Source organism: Candidatus Uabimicrobium amorphum (assembly GCF_009002475.1).
GTDB lineage: Bacteria > Planctomycetota > Uabimicrobiia > Uabimicrobiales > Uabimicrobiaceae > Uabimicrobium > Uabimicrobium amorphum.
On record NZ_AP019860.1, the window covers coordinates 7,515,967 to 7,537,073 of the forward strand.

At 39.5% G+C, this 21,107-nt stretch carries 12 protein-coding genes; 3 read left to right on the top strand and 9 right to left on the bottom strand.

The genetic code is table 11. The features are described from left to right. Positions 1–182: 182 nt before the first annotated feature. From UABAM_RS26285 to UABAM_RS26310, 6 genes are all read right to left on the bottom strand, one after another. Positions 183–983 (bottom strand): HEAT repeat domain-containing protein, encoded by an 801-nt coding sequence (locus UABAM_RS26285; RefSeq protein WP_151970964.1) that lies wholly within the window; start codon positions 981–983, stop codon positions 183–185. Between the two features lie 132 nt (positions 984–1,115). Then, on the bottom strand, positions 1,116–1,838 hold the full coding sequence (locus UABAM_RS26290; protein ID WP_151970965.1) for a helix-turn-helix domain-containing protein: 723 nt from the start codon (positions 1,836–1,838) through the stop codon (positions 1,116–1,118). Between the two features lie 52 nt (positions 1,839–1,890). Further along, complete coding sequence (locus UABAM_RS26295) at positions 1,891–3,000, bottom strand: RNA polymerase sigma factor (protein WP_151970966.1); 1,110 nt, start codon at positions 2,998–3,000, stop codon at positions 1,891–1,893. A 10-nt stretch (positions 3,001–3,010) separates the two neighbouring features. Next, positions 3,011–6,124, bottom strand: a complete 3,114-nt coding sequence (locus tag UABAM_RS26300) for a serine/threonine-protein kinase (RefSeq protein ID WP_151970967.1) — start codon at positions 6,122–6,124, stop codon at positions 3,011–3,013. Between the two features lie 120 nt (positions 6,125–6,244). Next, on the bottom strand, positions 6,245–7,189 hold the full coding sequence (locus UABAM_RS26305) for an aldo/keto reductase (protein WP_151970968.1): 945 nt from the start codon (positions 7,187–7,189) through the stop codon (positions 6,245–6,247). A 189-nt stretch (positions 7,190–7,378) separates the two neighbouring features. Further along, positions 7,379–8,521, bottom strand: a complete 1,143-nt coding sequence (locus UABAM_RS26310) for a rhomboid family intramembrane serine protease (RefSeq protein ID WP_151970969.1) — start codon at positions 8,519–8,521, stop codon at positions 7,379–7,381. 322 nt (positions 8,522–8,843) lie between these two features. Between UABAM_RS26310 and UABAM_RS26315 the strand changes: the two genes are divergently transcribed. Next, positions 8,844–9,014, top strand: coding sequence for a hypothetical protein (locus UABAM_RS26315; protein WP_173013586.1), 171 nt, complete (start codon positions 8,844–8,846; stop codon positions 9,012–9,014). A gap of 6 nt (positions 9,015–9,020) precedes the next feature. Here the strand turns inward: UABAM_RS26315 and UABAM_RS26320 are convergent, their stop codons facing one another. Together UABAM_RS26320 and UABAM_RS26325 are read right to left on the bottom strand one after the other, a co-directional pair. After that, positions 9,021–9,914, bottom strand: a complete 894-nt coding sequence (locus UABAM_RS26320) for a M20/M25/M40 family metallo-hydrolase (protein ID WP_151970970.1) — start codon at positions 9,912–9,914, stop codon at positions 9,021–9,023. 10 nt (positions 9,915–9,924) lie between these two features. Then, positions 9,925–10,344, bottom strand: coding sequence for a hypothetical protein (locus UABAM_RS26325; protein WP_151970971.1), 420 nt, complete (start codon positions 10,342–10,344; stop codon positions 9,925–9,927). A gap of 107 nt (positions 10,345–10,451) precedes the next feature. Here UABAM_RS26325 and UABAM_RS26330 point away from each other — a divergent pair, with 107 nt between their 5' ends. Together UABAM_RS26330 and UABAM_RS26335 are read left to right on the top strand one after the other, a co-directional pair. After that, a complete protein-coding gene (locus UABAM_RS26330; RefSeq protein WP_151970972.1) occupies positions 10,452–11,132 on the top strand; it encodes a dioxygenase family protein in 681 nt (226 codons plus the stop codon). A 142-nt stretch (positions 11,133–11,274) separates the two neighbouring features. Next, positions 11,275–12,060 (top strand): STAS domain-containing protein, encoded by a 786-nt coding sequence (locus UABAM_RS26335; protein ID WP_151970973.1) that lies wholly within the window; start codon positions 11,275–11,277, stop codon positions 12,058–12,060. Positions 12,061–12,216: 156 nt separating this feature from the next. Here UABAM_RS26335 and UABAM_RS26340 read toward each other — a convergent pair whose 3' ends face one another. Next, positions 12,217–20,961, bottom strand: coding sequence for a tetratricopeptide repeat protein (locus UABAM_RS26340; RefSeq protein ID WP_173013587.1), 8,745 nt, complete (start codon positions 20,959–20,961; stop codon positions 12,217–12,219). Between the last annotated feature and the right edge of the window lie 146 nt (positions 20,962–21,107).

A 21,107-nucleotide genomic window follows, 5' to 3' on the forward strand; every position in this document is an offset into this window, starting at 1 on the left:
GGTTCAGGGATAACTTTACTCAACAGCTTGCTGTTGTTTTATTAAAATCAAACTACTTTAAAGTTGCAGTTACAAGTGTACACTTTGGTCGTGCAATGTATTGATGTGTTATTACTTACGGTCAAAATTACAAAGCCATTTTGTGATACAGTTTTATGCAACGATAAAGGACTACGTTTCCATTATTCGTTTGTTCGTCCAGTAATTTTATCCAGCGCATCTAGAGCAGCTTTCTTGAGACGCTCGTTGTCACTACGCAGTAGATTTTTCAACATTGGCATTGCCGATCTTGCGTGCATACCCATATTACCCAAAGCTTCTGCTGCGGCCATTTTTATTAAATCCGCAGGATCAGACAACAACTTCGTGAGTTGCGGAACGGCTTTGCGTGCAAATCTTCGGTAGGTATTTACCGTTTGTATTGTCGTGTGACGAACTTCCATAAGAGGATCTTCAAGACTCTCTAGTAGTATCGGTAGTATTTTATCGATGTCATCGTAGCGATCTCCTAAGGAGAATATTGCGTAACGACGTACTTCAGGTTCCTTATCACGTGCTAAACGCAGTAAAATACGCAGAGGTACCTTTGGGTTTAAAGCGACCTGTTTACGATACTCAGGATCGGAGTCTTGTGACATTTTTTCCATCTCTTCTACAGGTGTTTCTGGATTGCGCGCTCTCTGTTTTTTACGTGCAGATGATATGTTAGCAACTCCCCAGACACTCCCACCGATAAAACCCAACGGAGCCATTACCGGAAAAGTACCAAATTCGATAATAAAACCTATAGGAGTCGTTATAAAACGTGGTGGAAATGATAGTATTTGTGGTGCGGTGGTAAATGGTTGGTCTGGCTGTACGGGATTGTCTTCTCCTGTAACCAAATTATATGCAGCTACACCCCCTACGTTAATTCCCATGCACCCGCATATAAAACTACAAGAAAGTATTAGTAGTAAAAAATATATTGTGTTTCTCATCATAATTCCCCATCTCTAAGCAAAGTACATCGCAATATACCTGTACGCTGTTAAGTTGATATGATCATCCTCTTAACTAATTGTGTTGTAACACGCATGTTATAACATTTGTGTCTCATAAAAACCACAAAATTATCACGAATAGTCGACTTGAAAAACCTCTTGTTCCAATCCAGCCACCGTAGTCAGCTTACCACAATACGTAAATTCATGTTCTTCATCTAAAGTTGGTTTCGTGATACCGATCCCCGAGCCACAGTTTTTCGCAATCCACGGCAGAACCAAAAAACAAGTATTTACGTTTTTTCCTAAAATATCTTTACACGAATAATCGGGGTGGCCAATCGTTCCCAAGTAGATGGCTCCGAAATGCAAAGACACAATCAAATCGTTGTTACCAGTTAGTTTTCTCGATCTTATCGCCGCATCAATGGCATTTGTTCGCGAGTTCTCTCCGGTAAAAAAGGCTAAAAAACCATCTCCCACATATTTGACGGGTACTCCATTGTGTTTGAGCACTATTTCGGTGATGGTGAAAAACAAGCTATTCATCTCAGTAGCTAAATCACGAGGATGTGTTGTCTTGGATTTTTCAGCAAAGCCATTTAGACTCGTACAAAAAATAGTGGCATCAAACGTGTCGGCTTCAGGAAATTCCCCTACAAGTAACCATTCGACACTGATGTCTAAAAGACGTGCGAGTTCCACTAGTAAGGAAATATCAGGTGCATTTTCGCCGCGTTCCCACTTTGAAACGGCTTGAGAACTGACATGCAATGCATTTGCGATGTCAATTTGACGTAACTTTTGCTTTTCACGTTGCCTCTTGATGCGTAGACCAAGATGTTTTAAATTCAAATGTCTCTCCCCAAACAGAATAAGTAGATATCGAAACTTTTCCTCTCTGCCATTATAACATTAAATCTTGTAAATAGCGAATTTCACTAACGATGTCTTGTGGACAAACATAACGTGACACTTCATCGCGTAGTAACTTCTTGTATACTTGAGTGGAAGATTTCATTGCTTTCTCAACATAGTGCTTAGATATACCAAAGTATTCTGCCATTTGTAGATAGGACGGTTTGTGTAAGAAGAGGGGTACAACGAAGTTATGATAATATTTGTCGAAGTACTTACGGTTTACTTTGATAGAATGCTTTTCTATGTATTGTGGATATTGATTTTCTAGAAGACAACGGTTTTGTCTTATATGGCCGGTATTTTTTTGCTGATCATCCAGTTGTTGGGCTAGATTTTCATCTTGAATCAACTCATTCAAAACAGAGGTTAGATTGTGCTCTGTGAATTTGTACTGATGAAAAACTTTATGCAACTCACCGATGAAAAACTTCTTATTTTTTAAGTCAATTTCATCAAACAAGTAGTCACTTTCATCTGCCGCAGTGAAACAACGACCACTGATGAGTTTGTTGAATGCTTGCGACAAAGAATAACTACTATTGCTATTCACTTCCCGATAAACTAAACGATCTACAGTTGTACTATTTTGACGAATTCGCTCCAACAACACATCAGTAAAAATATCTTCGTTGCGAAAAAAAGCGCTTTGAGGAGGATAGTAATAGATGCGAAATATAACGTATTCACATCGGTCTTTGTGCAGATAATATTCGTACATTCTCTGATTTGTAAGCTCTAGCAAGTTTTCTACCCAGTAGCTATTAAAGCTATTCATTTCCTCTTCGGTGATGAAACTACACATGTTATTTTCGAACTTGCTTTGTTTTTGCACGCGCTCATCGCGAACAAAGCGCACAAATGTGGTGATCAAAAATGTACGAAATTTTCCCTTGTTTTTACAAACGCGTTCAATCCATTTATTTTCGAGAAATTTAGCGAAAAAATCTTGGACAAGATCTTCTATTTCAAGACCTCGGTAGCGTTGGTCAGCAAATTTATAAATACACGGCCAGTAGTCTTGACATAGCTTCTCTAGCGCTTTACTATTTTGTTGTTGTGCTTCTAAAATTTGCGACCAACGCGTTGTTTTCCACATAGTAACCCAACTAATTAAAATCCCAAATTAAAACCTGCGATCCCACAGTAATCAGCTTATTGTATTTTTTGCTGTAGACGCAGTCGTTTATGATTTGCGCAGATTCTCCGCGAAGTTCACAAAGAAAACGATCAAGGTTTGATTGTTCGATGTTTGCTAAGTTCCACACGATAACGCGTCCTCTGCTGTCCATGGAAATTAAACGCTCTCCAGACACAACGGTGAAAGATGTAATAGAGTCTTTGTATTTTTGCATACAAACGTTTTGCGTTTGTTTTTGTAGTAACTTATCAAAATCGTACACAAAAATTTTACTACCTATTGCCAGAATAAGATACGTTTTTTGTTGTAAAACAGCAAATGTAATTTTTGATTCTCTATGAACATCAAAGCCTATTGTCGCACTGTATTTTTTTTTCGTTTGTAAATCGGAAACGACAATAGAACTACCACGTTGAAAGGTAAAGGCCATATAACGTTCATCAGGACTTAAGGCAGCAGAAACCACAGATGATTTTCTCTCAATCGCAGAAGTTTCATTAAGTAAATCACGCGTTCGTAAATTCCATACAGTCGTTGCGGCGGCCTTGTTGTACACATATAATTTTTGCGATGAACGATAAATAAAACCGTTTATAAACCTACGAAAAAACTGTTGAGAACTTTTTTGGCGGTATGTTTCACGAAAATCAATTTTTTGGTAACGAACGGGTTGGTAAGTATCCAGCGCACCGGCAAGTATGCATAACTCACCACTCTCTGGTACATAGGTGGCATAAGACGATTGGTATGCGGTGGTTTGCATTGTCGATGTTCGCAAATCACGCGTTACTATTTTTAGAAAGCCATCGCCATAAACAAAATGATCTTTGGCAAGAGAAACATATTTGTAGTTTTTCTTTTCTTCTACGACAAAGGGATTTTCTTGTGGTGTCATCGCATAGACATAAACTAATCGCATATTGTTGGTAAATATCCGTGACTTATTTACAGAAAAATCATGTAATGGCTCAACGTCCGTGGCAATGGTTCGATATATTTTCCCCGTGGAGTTCCAAATATGTATTAGACCTTGCTTGCTCGAAGCAAAAATATAATCTTTGCGACATATAATTTTGTTGATTTCAAAATGATCCTTTTTTTCAAACTCAATGATTTCCCCACGTTTATTTAAACGATACATCTTGCCGTCATGCGTAGCAAACAAAACATTTTGCCGTTGGTCATATCGACAAAACACTTTGTATTTATCCGGCATACAAGGAATTTTTTTCAGTCGATCATCAGTAAAAGAATATTCATACAACAATCCGCTGTACACAAAGATCAGTTTTTTATTTACACGATGTATGTCCAAAGAAGTGACTTTGTTGTACATATCGTGGTTTGTTTCTTTACTCAGAGAGGTGTGACTATATTTTTCATAAACATTTTTCCCGCGCCACTGCCAAAGATCTATCGTTTTACCTGCAACTACGATAGATTTCTCATCGTAAAAACGACAAAGGCTATATTCGCGTTTATGGGTGTTTATCAGTTTTTGAGAAACAATTTTCTTTAGAGTTGTGGTGTCATAAATGTATAGACAGTAGTTAGAACCGACAGTTAAACGTTTCTTACACAACAGAACAATATATTTTTTATCCTTGCTAAGAGCGCTATCATATGCGGCTTGTACATCGTGAACTTCTTTCTTTTTTTTCAACATGCCTCGTTGTTTGTCGTGTAGCGCAATTACACCGTGTCCATCTACAGTAAGAAGAGTGGAACCAACGTGGTAAATCTTTGTCTCTTTTCCAAAATCTGCGATTAACTTCTCGGTGTATGGAGCAACTTTATTTTTGAAAAAGCGATACTCTAGATATTGTTGTGCATCTCCTAGTTTGGCTTGAGAGTAAGCATTTGTTAATTCTAGCAAATCTCTCTGGGCAGCAGAAAACTCTTTTTGTTGTACACTGCGATTCACCATTTCATAATAACGACCGATTAAGTAATAATTTCTTTCACGTTGTGCTTCCTCTTTTGCGTGTAAAGCGGTAGATATTTTTTGTAGCGCCTGTTTCAGATTGTGAATATAGTACGTGCTGAGTAGTACTATAATGGAAACGCAACCCAACGCAATCATCGTAGTGAGTTTGTTACGCAACATCCATTTGTAGACAATTTCGATTTTACGTGGTGGTTTTGCCGCGATAGGTTTTAACTGAAGGAAGTTCTGTAAATCTTTGGCAAGTAATCGCATGGAATGGTAACGCCGCTGGGGTGCCTTCTGCAAGCATTTCAAGCAGATGCTCTGCAAGTCCATGGGGATCTCGGGATTTATTGTGCGCGGTACGAGGGGATCACTATGTACTATCTGGAACATAATGTTTAAAGCACTGTCTCCCTGAAAAGGTTCTCTAGAAGTGATGGCCTCATATAAAGTCGCTCCTAAAGAGTAAATATCGGTTGTTTTATCGAGCTTTACTCCTTTGACTTGCTGTGGAGACATGTACATTGGTGTGCCAGCAAAATTGTCCTCTGCAGTTTCTCTTTTGTCATTCATCACCTGGGCAATACCAAAATCCATGACTTTCGGCTGCAAGTTGCTATCCAGCATAATGTTTTCGGGCTTTAAATCGCGGTGGATTATCCCGCGTTTATGGGCAAAACCTAGAGCGATTGCAACCAACGAGAATATTTTTGCGATTTCGCGATAGTAATTTTGTTTTTGGAATTTTTTACCGTATTGTTGGATGAATTGATCCAGGGAAACGCCATCGATAAATTCCATGGCAAAGAAATAAGGGTATGTATCGCAAACCTCGTATACTTGGACAATATTCGGATGATTGAGTTGTGCAATGGATTTTGCTTCTTTTAACAACTTGTTAAAGTCTTTGTTACCACATAAAATTTTAATCGCCACTTCGCGCTGCAAATGGTTGTCAAAAGCTTTGTAGACAACTCCCATACCACCCTCACCCAGTTTGTCAATAATTGAGTACTGTTTGATTTGTTGACCGGGCTTTATAGTGAATTGTTGTTGAAATTGCGATGCTTCCACATTACTGTCTGAAATTTCAAAACTATCCGACAAGCCTAAACCCAGTAAGTCCCCCATATTTTTACGTTTTTCCATCATATGCTCCTTATAAGTTGTGTAAATATATTGGGAAAACTGCGATGGCTGTCGGAATAATTTTATAAATTTTTTTACAACGTGTTCCACACATCATGAGCATTGTACATACTCGGTTTGAATTTACTCATCCCAAAGGTTGGCAACAGTATATGGTGCTCCTTCCATTTCCCAAAACTTTCCATGAAAAAATCGCAGATGCTTATCTAAAGCGTCGATCGCCTTCATGTCCTCGGCAGAGAGAAAAACATTGATGGAGGCAAAGTTCTGAGCCAACCTATCGCGATTGGTTGATTTAGGAATCGTAGAGGTTCCGCGCTCAATTGCCCAGCGAATGAGAACTTGTGCAGCAGTACAATTGTGTTGTTTGGCAATATCGCTAATAACGGGATTTGTCAACAAATCAGGTTCCTCTTCTTTGATTTCACGACCTTTTGATCCCAACGGCGCGTAAGCGGTGAGAACGATATTATTTTCATTGCAATACTCTAGCATATTTGGTTGCGCCAAAAGTGGATGCATTTCGATTTGATTTACTTGGGGTATAATTTGTGCAGACGATACCAAACTCTTTAACTTCGTAATGCTAAAATTAGAAACGCCAATGTGCTTGCACAGGCCTTGACGTGCACATTCTTCCATTGCTTGCCATGTCTCACTCAGAGGTACTTCTTCTAAACTCAAAAATCCGCTGGCATCTTTTGGAAAAGTCGTTTGTGGTTGAAAAGCGATTGGCCAATGAATTAGATACAAGTCGAGATAATCCAACTGCAAGTCATGCAGTGTTTTTTTCAAAGCGGGTAAAACATCTTCGGCTTTATGCGCGTCGTTCCAAAGTTTTGAGGTAATCCACAACTCTTCGCGGCTCACGTCTCCTGCAGAAAACGCATCACTAAACGCTTTGCCTATTTCCGCTTCATTTTGATAAATGGCTGCGCAGTCAATATGACGATAACCTATACGGATGGCTTCACGAATCGCCTCATATACTTCACCAGGAGCCGACTTCCAAGTTCCAAGACCCAAAGCGGGCATTTTTTCACCACTAGATAGCTGTAGATATTTCATAAATTCTTCTTTCTAACAATATACGGAAATGATCTTTGACCGCAATAAAGTAAAATAATAACACAAATTAAAACGTATTACGCCTCTCCCAGTGGGAGAGGCCTGAGAATTGTTGCTTTCAGCGTAACTGAAATCTACAAGGCGATCGTGAGGGCACCAATCTGAAAACGATACTCTTATCTTAATTCACTACACGTTTCGTTGGCTGCGTATCTCATCCAATCTTCGTAGCGACTTTTGTTGTCGATCTTCTTTGAAAAACCACCAAAATATAAAACCGACAATCGCTCCCCCCAAGTGTCCCATCGCCGAAACATTCGTAAATCCGGCAACTTGCTCGAAAACACCAATGACTTGTATCACAATCCATACACCTAAAGCAAATCTTACCGAAACGTTTAGCCAACGAATGTAGGTAAAAATCCACACAAATACTCCCAATCGCGCATGGGGAAATTGTAAGGCATAAAATACTATGATGGCAGATATTCCACCGCTAGCTCCGATTAACGGCCGTGTAGACGAAGGGTCTAACGCAATGTGCATTAAACATCCCAAAAACGTTGCCACAAAAGTCATCAACAAAAACTTAGGCGCTCCCAGATAATCTTCGACATTATCTCCAAAGACGAGTAGAAAGTACAAGTTTCCCAGTAAATGAATAATTCCGCCGTGTAAGAAGAAACATGTCAAGAAAGTAATCCCGCCGCCGCGCATTGCTTGTGCTGGTATAAGTCCGTAAGCCATCACCACATCCATGAGATGAGAAAAAGAAAGCACACTGACTAAAAAAATAGCTGCGGATAACAACCACGTAGTGATCGCTGGCCGCGAAGGCTTTTCCATATCTTCTTCCACTGGTAGACCAAATATTCCCAAAACACCTTTCCACCAAGCATCGGGCAATTGATCATCGACAATCGCAGGTTTATGGGGTTTCAGTTTAACTTTAGCGATGGCGAGCATTTGTGTGGCTTCATTTGATAAAGCTTTGTGATCCTTCTTCTCCGGAGCTTTTTCTACTTTAGGTGCCACTTCATATTCATTTGGATCAAACCATACAAATTGGCAACGTTTACAAATATCGAGATAAACATCTTGATCTGGCTTGTAGATTTCGTACATGGCTTTACGACAAATAGGACAATCTTGCCCTAAATTTTTGGCTTTGAAAGCCGACTGCCACATTTGATTTACATATTTTTTATCCAAAACGCGGCGCAAAATGCTCAAGCTAACAGCGCGTCCTTTGCATGATGGGCACTTCCAATATAACCCATTTGCGCCTTTTGTTTTTACTAAATTTTCATGGCAATTTGAACAACGAAACATTTTTTCTCCTTACATGTCAGCCCCTAGTGATGACCAATGAAAAGATCATCTAAAAAATCGTGACCGTGACCGTAGCCGTAATCGTAGCCGTAATCGTAACCGTAATCGTAACCGAAAAAAGTAACTTAAAAGGTAAGTACGAAATCCAAAAAAGGTTTACAACACTTGTCATCCCGTACCCAAAAACCTTGGTTTTTGGAAAGATACGGGATCCAACAATATCGTCTACTTCTGTTCGTGGATCCCTGATCGAGTCAGGGATGACACGGTGAAGTAAGTTTATCATTAAAATATATTTACGCTTACGTCAATGGTTTTGACGGTGACGATCACGATCACGGTCAAGGTGGCGATCACGGTCAAGGTGGCGATCACGGTCAAGGTGGCGATCACGGTCAAGGTGACGGTCAAGGTGACGATCACGGTCAAGGTGACGGTCAAGGTGACGATCACGGTCAAGGTGACGATCACAATTAGGATAACAGTCTTATAGTTAAGATTAAACCATACTTTCCAACAAGCAAGCAACAAGTGCTGTGGTTACACTGCGCATAAATTCAAAATCAAGAGTTTCTATCGTGTCACTAGGTTGATGATAGTGGGGATTGCGATACTCAGCAGTATCGGTCCACATCAACGCGGGTATTTTTGTTTGCCAAAAAGGAAAATGATCACTGCGTTTTAAGATGTGTAATAGTCTTGTCGATATCATTGTTGCTTGTAAACCTACGGCCAATAACTCATTTGTGTATGTTGCGATGTTTTGTAATGTTTTTTGTAATTGACCTTTGGCCTGTTTATCTCCGACGATGGCGATGAAGTTACCCGTATCAATACCACGAACGGATATTCCTGTGGGAATTTTTTGCGACTTAGGTTCGTGGCTACAGTATCCCAACATCTCCAAGACATGGACACAGTCGATTTTTTGAGGGAAATCATATAAATTTTCAACAAAATCATAGCTACCAAGAAAACCATCTTCTTCACAATTAAAGGCGATAAAACAAATGGGAAGTGACTGAGAAGCAACAATCCGAGCGCACTCTAGCATTGCCGCCACAGCACTTCCATTGTCGTCCGCCCCCGGTGTCTCAGGGACACTATCGTAATGTGCCGCGACAATAGTAACTGTTGACTCCAACTGCCTGGGTAACGCCACAACATTTTTATACTGTCCTTGTTCGTATACATTGTAGCCATAGTCAATCAATTGTGTAGCAATCCACTCGCGAACATGATGGTTGTGATGTGGATTGAAGGAGTAATGACGTGGTCCTTCTATTTCTTGAATTGTGTTGCGCATGTTGCAAATACTGACTTGATTTTTGATATCATCAATATTTTGTCGTTTATTTTGCGCACTAAAATCTGTTGAAAAATATATATGCAAAAATTTTCCCTTACAAAGATATTTTATGCTTTTTTATGTAGTTTTCGATTTTCTCTTGCGCTCGTTTTTTCGAAAATAGTTTGGCATTTTTACATATATATACGCGGTGATGTTTGTTTTTGATTTTTTTTGTTGCATGGATAGCACTCGCGGTGCTTTTAATCGACCACCCTTTTACTGTTTTGGGTAGACGTTCCTCTTTTTGTAACGAGGGTTCAGACAAGCCATCATCTTTTTGTAGCAGGGATTTTAACTCCCGCATTTCTTCTTCTAGGGTTTGTATTCTCACACGTAAATTTTGTATCTCTTCCCCCATGGTTTGCTGTGTGTTTTTTCCCGTGGCATTGGTAATAATATTGCTAATGACATTCACACGACTTTTTTCTTGTTTTTGATCATTTTTTGCAGAAAAAAATTGATTCTTTCTCATTGCTAACTTCCTTTAAATTTCTTGCAATAAAAATTTTCTTGTGCATAGTTCGATTATTGTATCATATATATTACATAGATGACTATGTTTATTTATAGGAGAACACAATGGGTATAAAAATATCACGACGCAAGGCTTTGGGACTTTCCATTGGCTTTTTTGCGGGTTTATTCTCTACGTTAAAGGCCGATTGTGAAACCACTGTTTCGCAAACAGAAGGCCCCTTTTATCCACAAGATTTATCCCAAGAGAAAGATAATGATTTAACGAGGATTAAAGGTAGTACGCAACAAGCAACAGGTAACATCGTCTATATATTTGGTAGTGTTCGCGACGAAAATTGTCAACCTATTCCCAAAGCCATTGTCGAAATCTGGCAAGCATGCGCAAGTGGGCGCTATAAACACAGCGAAGATACACACAACGCACCACTTGATGAAAATTTTCAGTATTGGGGAAGATACATTTGTGATGACAGTGGTCGTTACGCCTTTAAAACCATCGTTCCTGGACCGTATCCGGTGAATCGAAATTGGTGGCGTCCACCACATATTCATTTTAAGGTGACAAAACGTGGATATTTCGAGTTAACTTCGCAAATGTATTTTGCCCATCATCCACTAAACAAAAAAGATAGGATTTTACGCAAACTCTCTCGTGAAGAGCAACAACAAGTTGTTGTGGAATTTAACAACGCCCAAGAAAACAACAACTACCGCGATTTTGAACGTCTACAACAAAATTGTCGTGTTGGTTATTTTGACATCGTTCTCGAAAAAGTATATTGATCTCTATGCGCACTCTTTCCTTGTATCCACCAAATTTGCTCTTGCTCATAATTATTAAAAAATATATAATCATATAAGGAATATTCTTAATTGTTATATGGTTCTTGAGAAAGGAGATAGGTAGGTGACTACCTAATCTGCGATGAAAATCAATACAAAAGATTTAAAAAACAATGTAAAGCTAATGACTTTAGAGGGGCAAATTAGCGAAGCGACAATTGGTTTAGTACAAGACACGTTTAGCAGTATTTTCAACTTGAAACAACACAAAATCATTTGCGATATGAAAAAGGTTGAACATATCAGCGCGCCAGTATTGATGAATTTTTTAGAAAATATATCTAAAGCACGCGACCGTGGCGGAGATGTGAAGCTACTAGATGTTCCAGCGGAACTCAAAGGGATTTTTCGTTATGCAGGTTTTAACGACGACAAAGTATTTTGCGATAATTTGAAAGCAGCCACCCAAGAACTCAATAATATTGTAAATACTCAATTTCAAGACAATGTCGACGACCCGTTTGGCTCTACAATTCAAACAAACAACTTGAGCGGTTTTAAACCAATCTCTCCTCTGAGTGCTCCATCAACACCCAGTCCGGCAGCACCCCAAAATGTAGAGGATCCTTTTGGTGCTACGATCCAAACGAATGATTTAAGTGGTTTTAAATCGGTTTCTCCTGTGTCTCCATTGTCTCCTGCGTCTCCATTGTCTCCTCCGAAGCCAGCAGCACCGGCAGCGGGTGGTGTAGATGATCCTTTTGCAGCGACAATTCAAACAACAAACACCAGTGGTTTTACACCTGTTTCTCCACTGTCTCCACCAAAAACGCCAAGCAATAACGCTCCTGTAGATGATCCTTTCGGTGCAACGATTCAAACCCCTAACTTTGTGCCCAAAAAAGATCCAGAACAAGATAAGTCGTAACAATACGTCATAACCAAAAAAAAAGAGAGTCAAACATTCATTGATATGTTTGACTCTCTTTTTTTTAAGTATTGGGTTTTACTAGTATGCGATGCCCTCCCGCCGGCTAATCGCCGATTGTGGGGGCACCAAATACTAGCATACTTCTGTACTTAATTATGCCATGCCTGAAAGCTTACGCAACTCACCATATTTATTCGATATGTTATAGAGAAGCACATCTATAATCGCATTGCTTTGTAGTATGTTATTCTTGGCAATGGCCGCGTTTTTGTCCCAAGTTCCGCTATTTTTCAATAACTCCAACTTATACACCATGTTAATGGTTAATTCCAATGAGTCGGTAAGGACCATTGCACAACGATTCGAGGCAAACTCAAGTGATGTGTGGTAAGCATTGAAATTCGCCTTCGGCAAGTTTCGCCACAAATCTACGCGATCTTCCAGGGTTTTTCGTATCTTACGTGGAATTCCACCACGGATTCTCTTTAAAGCCGTATCCGCTTCTGATAGCGATGTCAAAGAAGAGAAAGAAGAAATCGCCGCTTGGTTCGTGAATGCTTTGTGTAGATCATCAAAGTGTTTATTCAATTGCTTTTTAGGTAGCTTCACAGCAAGACTCTGTTTCTGCGCAATGTAGAATAGGTATTTGGCTAACACAAATTTTAATTCTAAATCAGAAAGTGCTTCCAAAAATTGCTGTGTAATGATGAGGCTTGCTGGCTGCGTGTTCTCGATATAAATTTTATATCCTTTTTTCGGTGTGATATAGGTTTCAAATTCGATATCAAAACAACGCTTCATTTTGTCCCCGTAGTAACATATTGGTAATTGTGAATTTTCGGGGCCTAAACGATCTTTTTTCTTTAAACCATAATCTTTTTCTAAATCTGTGGGGTAGGCCTTAGCCATGTAATCGTTGGTTTGTGCCATCACCTCATGTAGAATTCCCACCTCTTTGGGCACTAAGTACTGCAATACGTGGTTATAGGACAAACGTCCCGCTTTTTTTACTTGTGAAGACGTTAGATAATTTTGTTCTTGTTCTTGAACTTCGCCAAGGAAATTTAGGGCACGGCAAGCACGTAAGGCATGATCTCTTTGCTCACGTGTTTCGAATATATTAAAAAGCGCCCGGTAAGAAGATACACGTGTTGGATCTTTGCTCAACAACAACATATGCTCTGAAATTGCCTCAGAATGCAGAACGGGATCTTGTGACTTAATATTGGCAAGAGCAGCTCGTGCCGCAAGGTGATGTGGGTCAATGGCAATTACTTTAGAAAGCTCACTTATTGCCGCTTTAGAATTGTTGAGATGATCGGCGTATGTCATACCTAAAGCAAGATGAATGGGGAGCCCCATAAATTTTTTGTCATGTGGTAAATTATTGAGGAACTCTTCGTAACTTGTTGCTAGAGTTTCCCAATCTTGCTTTTTCTTATAAATAGTTGCCATTCCTTGAATCGCAGGTACGCATGTTGAATCGTGCTGTAGGGCTTCTTTGTAAGCAGAGATCGCTAAATCTTCCTTTTTAAGGCCGTCTTCATAGATACGTGCGACTAAACAGCGGTTTTCTGCCTTTTCTTCTTCTTCTTCAAGACATTGATAGTGTTTATCCAACCACTCTTGTGCATTTTCCCAATCTTTCACTTTAATGTAAAGTTCGCCAAGTTTCTTGAGAATTTCGTGGTCTTCAAGTCCCATAGAAAAAGCTTTGAGATTGGCATCAATTGCTTTGTGATAGTCCTGAAGGAGATCAAAAGTATCTGCTTGGATAAGAAGTGCTTCACGTCTTTCCACAAAGGATGCGTTGCTTTTTACCACCATGTCAAGATAGTGAAGAGCTTGTTCATAATTTTTTATTTCAATATAAAGTTTGGCAAGAGAACTAACCGCCTCCATATCCTCAGGAGAGGCTCCCAAGACTTTTTGGTACTTTTCGATCGCTTCGTCTACTTGACCAAGATTTTTTTGAATAATAGCAAGTTGACGAATGACCGTAATTTTATCTTCCAACTCGGAATGCTCAAGAACTTTCGAATAAATGTCTAAGGCTTCTTGCCATTGACTCTTATCAAATCCCCACTGTGCACGTTCAAAATATAGTTTACCCACTGCTTGCAACGCTTCGAGATTCTCTTCATATTCTTTTAACGCGTTGTTATAACGGATAATTGCTTCGTCATTCTTGTTGAGTTTTTCCGAAATATAGCCCCACTTGTAATAAATGCTCGATAGCTTTCTCTTCTCTTCTTTATGTACAAGTAGAATAAGACGTCCGAACAGTGCATCAGCATTTTGCCATTCGCTTTGGGTGTAGTGAATGTCCGCCATCGCCTGCACCGCAAATGCCGACTTAGGATCAATGTCTAAGGCCGACTGATATGCTTCTTTGGCTTTTTGTATCAATTTCAATTTATTTTGATATAAAGAGCCAAGGTCTGTTAGTGCTGCTATTTTTTCGTCGGGATCTTGGATGTAATTGATTTCCATCGCAATATATTTTACGGCTTGTGTCCAGTCTTCTTCGCGTAGAGCTAAACCGCGCAGAGACTTCAACGCCTCGCGAAAATCGGGTTTACATTCTATGGCTTTGAGGAAACTGTTTTTCGCCTGATCGAGATTCGCAAAATGATCACGCATCGTTTTACCTAAGCGATAGTACAAATCGGCTTTGTCGTAAACATTTTTCGTCAGTTGAATTTCTTGTTGACAAATTTCAGCAAATTTTTGCCAATTTTGCTTGCGATAATAGAGCCAATCGAGAGCGTTTAAAATATCAAGTCGGTCACCTTGTATACTACGTGCATATTCATAAGACTGAATGGCATGATCTGGATCTCCCAGCTCTTTTTCGTATAGTGAACCTAGATGAATATATAACTCTATGCGCTCTTGATCTGTGGTGCACAGTGATATTTTCTTCGAAATGAGAATAGCCATATCGCGTGAGCGTCCAAGACTTTTGTACATTTGTTCCAAAGCTTGCAGTGCACTGATATTTGCTACTTCCAGTTCGAGAATATTGGAAAATATCTGGATAGCGGCCTCAAGATCTTTCACCTCATCGCGATATACTTCCCCAAGTGAAAATAGGATCGTAATTTCCTCTTTGACATTTTGTGTTTCTTTGGCATGCGCAATCAACATTTTATATATCGGAATGAGTTTATCCCATAAACGATAGCGCTTATACAACCGCGCAAGTGCTCTTGTGGCGTCCAAATGTTCAGGAGAGAGTGTCATCAAGTGTTCATACGACTTAATGGCCTCTGTATCGTCAAAAAGGCGCTTTTCCCAAGTTTTAGCAATGTTATGGTAGAGAATGATGATGCGCTCTTCATTTTCCGTCAGCTGTGTTTCACGCTGATACAAAGAAATGAGCTTTTTCGAATATCCCCACTCATCATAAAGTTTTTGTAGAGTATGAATGATTTTGATATTTTTAGGCGTAATTTCTAAAGCATGCTCGTAGTTCTTGATGGCCATATTACCGGCATGCATATGGTGGTTGTATATATCGGCTATTTTACAATACACTTTGCATAATGTACCAGGTTCATTGGTATTTTCTCTTTTGCGATTGAGAATAATAATGAGTTCTTTCCACTTATTTTTATTCTCGAATAGCTCGACAAGAGCGTCAATAGCTTCCATTTGTGTGGGTTGTAATTTTAGAACCTTACTATATGCAACAATTGCTTCATCGAGATTGTTAAGGTTCTTCCACAAAATTTTTCCTTGGTGCAACAGCTTGTCCACTAACTGCTCAGGGTTTTCCGTGACGCGCAAATCTTTTTCGATAATCTCAAGAAGTCCTTGGTAATCACCCACCTGCTCTTGGATCGACATAATTCTTTCCGCGGTTGGACGGTGGAAACCACGCGCCATCACTTGTTGGTAGCAAGTAAGCGCTTGATGTGGCATACCGAGTTTCTCTTCCCAGTACTCTCCCATTTTCAAGTGCAAAGAGGGTTGTTTCTTCTCCTCGGTAACCTCAACTTCAAGGCTTAAGAATTCGATTGCCGATGCCCAGCGTTCTTGCAGTTCAAATAGACGTCTCATTCCCACAATCGCAGGAACGTTTTCTTTGTTCATGCTATGCACAATTTGGTAATGCAAGAGCGCTTGCTCTGGTTGTTGAAATTGTTTTTCAAACAACTCGGCGATCTTGAGATGCAAAATTTCTACCTCGCCCTTGTTTTTGGTAATTTTGACGGTTCTTTGATACAAGCTAAGCAAATCTTCCCACTTTTTGTGTTGGATAAATATTTTTACTAGAGTAGACAAAGCCTCTTTATGTGCCGGAACCAGTGACAAAGTCTTGTGATAACACCTGACACCTTGTTCTAAATTACCCAATTCATGCTGAAAAAGTTTTCCTGTTTCCATGAACAAAAACGTCAAACGCTCTTTTTCACTCGTTTCAGGAATAATTGCCGCTTCGCGTAAATACATATCCGACAAGCGCTGCATATTTCGTATTTCTTTATACAAAGTTTGCAAACTTTGTATATTAGGTAAATAACTGTCGTCCAGCTCGAAAATAGCTTCACCGTGCTGGATCGCCGCTTCGAAATTGGTAAGTTTTTGCTGGTATATGTTGAGTAAGTCTTCATGGAGTGGAATGAGTTCACTGCTATGTGAGCACAGGTTCACTTCCTTTTCCACAATTTCGGCATATTTTTTCCATTGCTGTTGTGTATGTAGTAAGTTTTTCAGACGGCGCAAAATCACTAAGTTCTTAGGTCGCGAAAGATGCGCTTCAGCAAAGTGCTCCGCGGCAACATCAATGTTGTTTAGCTTATCTTCCATCAAATATGCGAGTTGTAAGTGAACTTCTATCAAACGGTGTGGATTTTTTTGTAATTCGAGTTCCTTAAACAACATGTTTTGTAATTGCGGATATTTCTGTTGTTCTTCGTAAATTTCTTCGAGACCACGTACCGCAACAAGATTATTTGGGTCTAATTCGAAATTCAATGTTGATCTGTAATGTTCTGCCGCAGCTTCAATGTCGCTGAGTTTGTAGCGCTCTAGTTCTGCACAGGTCAAATGTAGATAAATACGACGTTGTTTTTCGATATCGGGAATATCCAACTCCATGCGATACGCATTGCGTAACTCTGAAAAATTATTTTGCTCTTGAAAAATGCGTTGTCGACTTTGGATGGCGTGTAAATCGTGATTGTTGATATTAATGGCCTCTTGGTAAGAGTTCAACGCCTGCGCTAAATCTTTGAGTTCTTTCTCATACACTTTTCCGATAGTGTTGTGTAGCTCTACCATGCGTACATTGTTTTTCACTAAACCAATTTCTTCCCCTAAGAATTGGATCAAAATTTCCCATGCACCTTCTTTGCGATATAAGTTCTCTAAATCACGCCGTGCAGAGAATAGTGAGGGGTTTAGCTTCAATACTTCCAACAAACACTTTTTGGCTTCTTCGTCGTTTTGTAATTTGTGCTCCCACAAGTTTGCACATTCTAGTAACAAACTTATTTTCTTTTCAGGAACAGAAACCACCTGAATTTGCCGACTGCGAACTTGAACAATATTTGCAAAGTCTTGTGTTTGGCGATAAATTTTAGTAATGGATTCGTATGCCTTGATACTATTTGGCATCATTGCAATTATATTTTCGTAAGTGGCAATCGCATCCTCTAATTTTTTGAGGTAGCCTTGGCATAAACTTGCTTTTTCAAAAAGTACTTTGACTTTGCTTTCCTTTGCATCAAGTAGCTTGACTTCTTCGTCAATACTCCATACCACTTGTTCCAAATTTTGGATCTTGTAGTATAAACGACGTAAAGAAATATAAACCTCACGTGTTGGTTCTATTTTAGCTATTTGGTGAAAACACTCAATTGCGGTCGGAAAGTTTGACAAGTTGTCCTCAGCAATTTCCGCCATCTGGTATAGCAAACTTTTTTGTTTCTCTGTTTCAGTGACAAGCCCACATTCCATTTTAATGGTATTGAATAATGAAACGAGACGCTTCAATTTCGAATGTAATTCTTTTAATGGATAAATGGCTTCTAAGCGCTTGGGGTCTATCTGTAGTATTTCATTGTAAATCTCTATCGCTTTTTCAGGGCTCTGCAATTGTTCGCGATACAGCGACGCCAGTTCAAACAATTGGATGATTTTTTCTTCCTGCCCAGGAGTAATCGATATTTTTTTGCGATATGTCGCCGCTAAGTCGTCCCAACGTTCATCTTTGCGATATATGCGTAGCAAACTACCAATGGTGGCTTTGTGATCGGGAACAAGGGTGATCACTTTTTCATAAAAAAACCGCGCTTTTGCCGAATCATTGAGTTTAGTTTCCCATAATTTTCCGGCCTTCACATACAAATCAATCGTATTTTCGTCGTCGGCTATTTTTGCTTTGCGGTTATATATATCAGCAAGTTCAGCATATTCTTCGCGTTCTTCATATAGTTTTTCTAAACTATTGAGTGCTTGCAGGTTAAAAATGTCAAGGGTGACCACTTTTTGAAAGGCACTAATCGCTTCTTCAATATTGTTTAGTTGTCGTTGCCACGTAACAGCAATGCGAAAACAATGTGCAACGCACTCGCTTTCCTCTTCGCAGAGAGGAGCTTTGTTTTCCAATATGCCAATTAACTCGCGATATTGTTTTGTTTCGGTATACAACTTCTCTAAGTGGCACAATACATCCCAATTGTTTGGCTCTAAATGCCGTGCTTTTTCAAAATAAAAAATCGCTTTTTCAACATCTTTCAATTTAGATAAATACAAACTCGCGACTTCGTAGTAACGTTGGAACAATACCGAAGTCGACCATTCCATTGCTTCGGTTTGCAAATTGCGAATTTCAATATAACTCTTAAAATCTCCCTGACCATGATATAACTTTTCGAGTTGTTGAATGGCGATTTTGTTATTGATGTCTATTTTTAAAACTTCACGTAGTTCTTTTTCCAAATTCGCAGCATCTTGTTTCGCGCGATACAGTTCGCATAGCGAAAAGCGAAATTCGATAATTTCTTTGGTGCTAGAGCTAACATTAATACGTCTCTTTTGTATTTCTTCGTATTTGGGCCAGTTTTTTTGTTGGCGATACAGGAAGGCGATTTGTTTTAAACACTGTACATTTTTGCTATCGATGGACAGTACTTTTTCGTAAGTAGTGATGGCCTCATTGATGTCACTCAAGCGATCGCGGTAAATTTCAGCGATCTCCATGTAACCAGCAATCACTTTGTCTTTTTCCAAACGAATGATGTTCTTTATGATCTCAATTAAATTTGGGTAATCCCCTTTGCCAGCATAGTGATCTTTAAGGGTGTGATACAATTTGATTTGTGTATCATCAATTTCCAAGGCGCGGTGATAGTATTTGACGGCCTTGTCGGAGTCTTTTAGCTGTTCTTTGTGGATTTTGGCGATTTGTAAATATAGTGCTACTGTTTCCTTCGCTTTTGGTGCTAACGATGCTTGCCTTTTTAAGGTATTTACCATTCCTTCGTGATTTTGCAATTGCGTGTACAGCGTCTTAAGATTTTCAAGAACAGGCAAATATTTGGGGAATACCGGATACATTTCTTCATAAACGGCAACAGCGGTCGTCAAGTCCCCTTTTTTCTTGTACACATCTGCAATTTTTTCATAAATGGCCAATTTCTGCTCGCGATCAGAAACCAAACCTAGCTCATGGCGATAACTTTTTATCAAAGTATCCGTCTGATTGAGCTGTTCAAGTAAGCCTTGCGACTTCTTGAGTATGGTTATATTTTTGGGGTCTTCCTTGAGGGCTACCTGATACCATTGTACTGCAATCGAAGGATTGTTGAGTTTTTCATTGGCAATCTCCCCTATTTTGCAATATATCTGCAAACGCTTTTGCGGGTCTTTTATCCGTGCGGATTGCCGTTTGTAGATTTCCGCAAGATCTTTCCACGCTTCTTTTTGCAGATACATCTCTTCTAGCATCGAAAGCACCGCTTCTGACTCATCTACGGCAATTGCTCGCTCGCAACAACGAATCGCCGCATCGCGCTGTTCTAGTTTGTCGCGATAAATGACGGCGATGCGCAACAGTGCTGCGCCTTTTTCTTCATTTTCCGCACAGGCATTTACCTGCTTCTCCATAATATCAATAACACCTTGCCAGTTGTTTTGTTTTATGTAGAGACCTTCGAGAATTTTTAGCGTATTGAAGTCGTTAGGAGATATGGCGATGATTTTTTCGTAAAGTTGCAAAGCCGATTGCCAATCTTTCAGTTTATTGTCAGCAATACTCGCCGCCTGGGTAAGAAGTTCGCTAAGTGTTTGACGATCTTCCGTAACCGATAGCTTCTGTTTGTAGAGGTCTAAAAGAGCGCGCCACTGTTGATCTTCCGAAAATAAACGCGTTAAAGCGTGGAACGCGGCACCGTGTTCAGGAGCCATTTTTAGAATATCGGCATAGTATTTTTTTGCTTGGTCGCGATCTTTGAGTTTTTCTATATACGTTGATGCTATTTGTAATAGAATATTGACTTTCTCATTTTTTTCTTGACATAAATCGTTTTGCCGTCTTAGAATTTCAAGAGCTTTGTGCCAATTCTGTTGTAAAAAATAGATATTTACTATCTTACTTGCATACTGAGAATTGGGTTGCAAATCAAAAGCGCTTTTATACGGAGCTAAGGCATCATCTCGCCCATTGAGCTGTTGCTCACATATCTCTCCGCATTTCCAGTAAAGTTTTGCAGCCTCAGAAGGATTTTCATTTCTTATAGTGTCTGCACGCAACTGATAAAGTTCACTCAACTGTTTCCAATTGTGTGACAACAAATAGTTTTCCTCTAGCTTTTTAAAAGCTTCTATGTCGCGAGGGTTGTTCTTAAGAACATTCATCATTTGTTGAATGTGATCATCATTCGCCATCGGGAACTCCCAAACTACGGTGAAAGCTGGTTGTAATAGATTGCTATGAACATACATGTAACCAAAATTGTAGGAAAGTAGTAAAATTTGGCTGGCAGGCTAAATTTTGTAGCTAATATAGCGATAAAAGAGAAACGTGTCAAGTT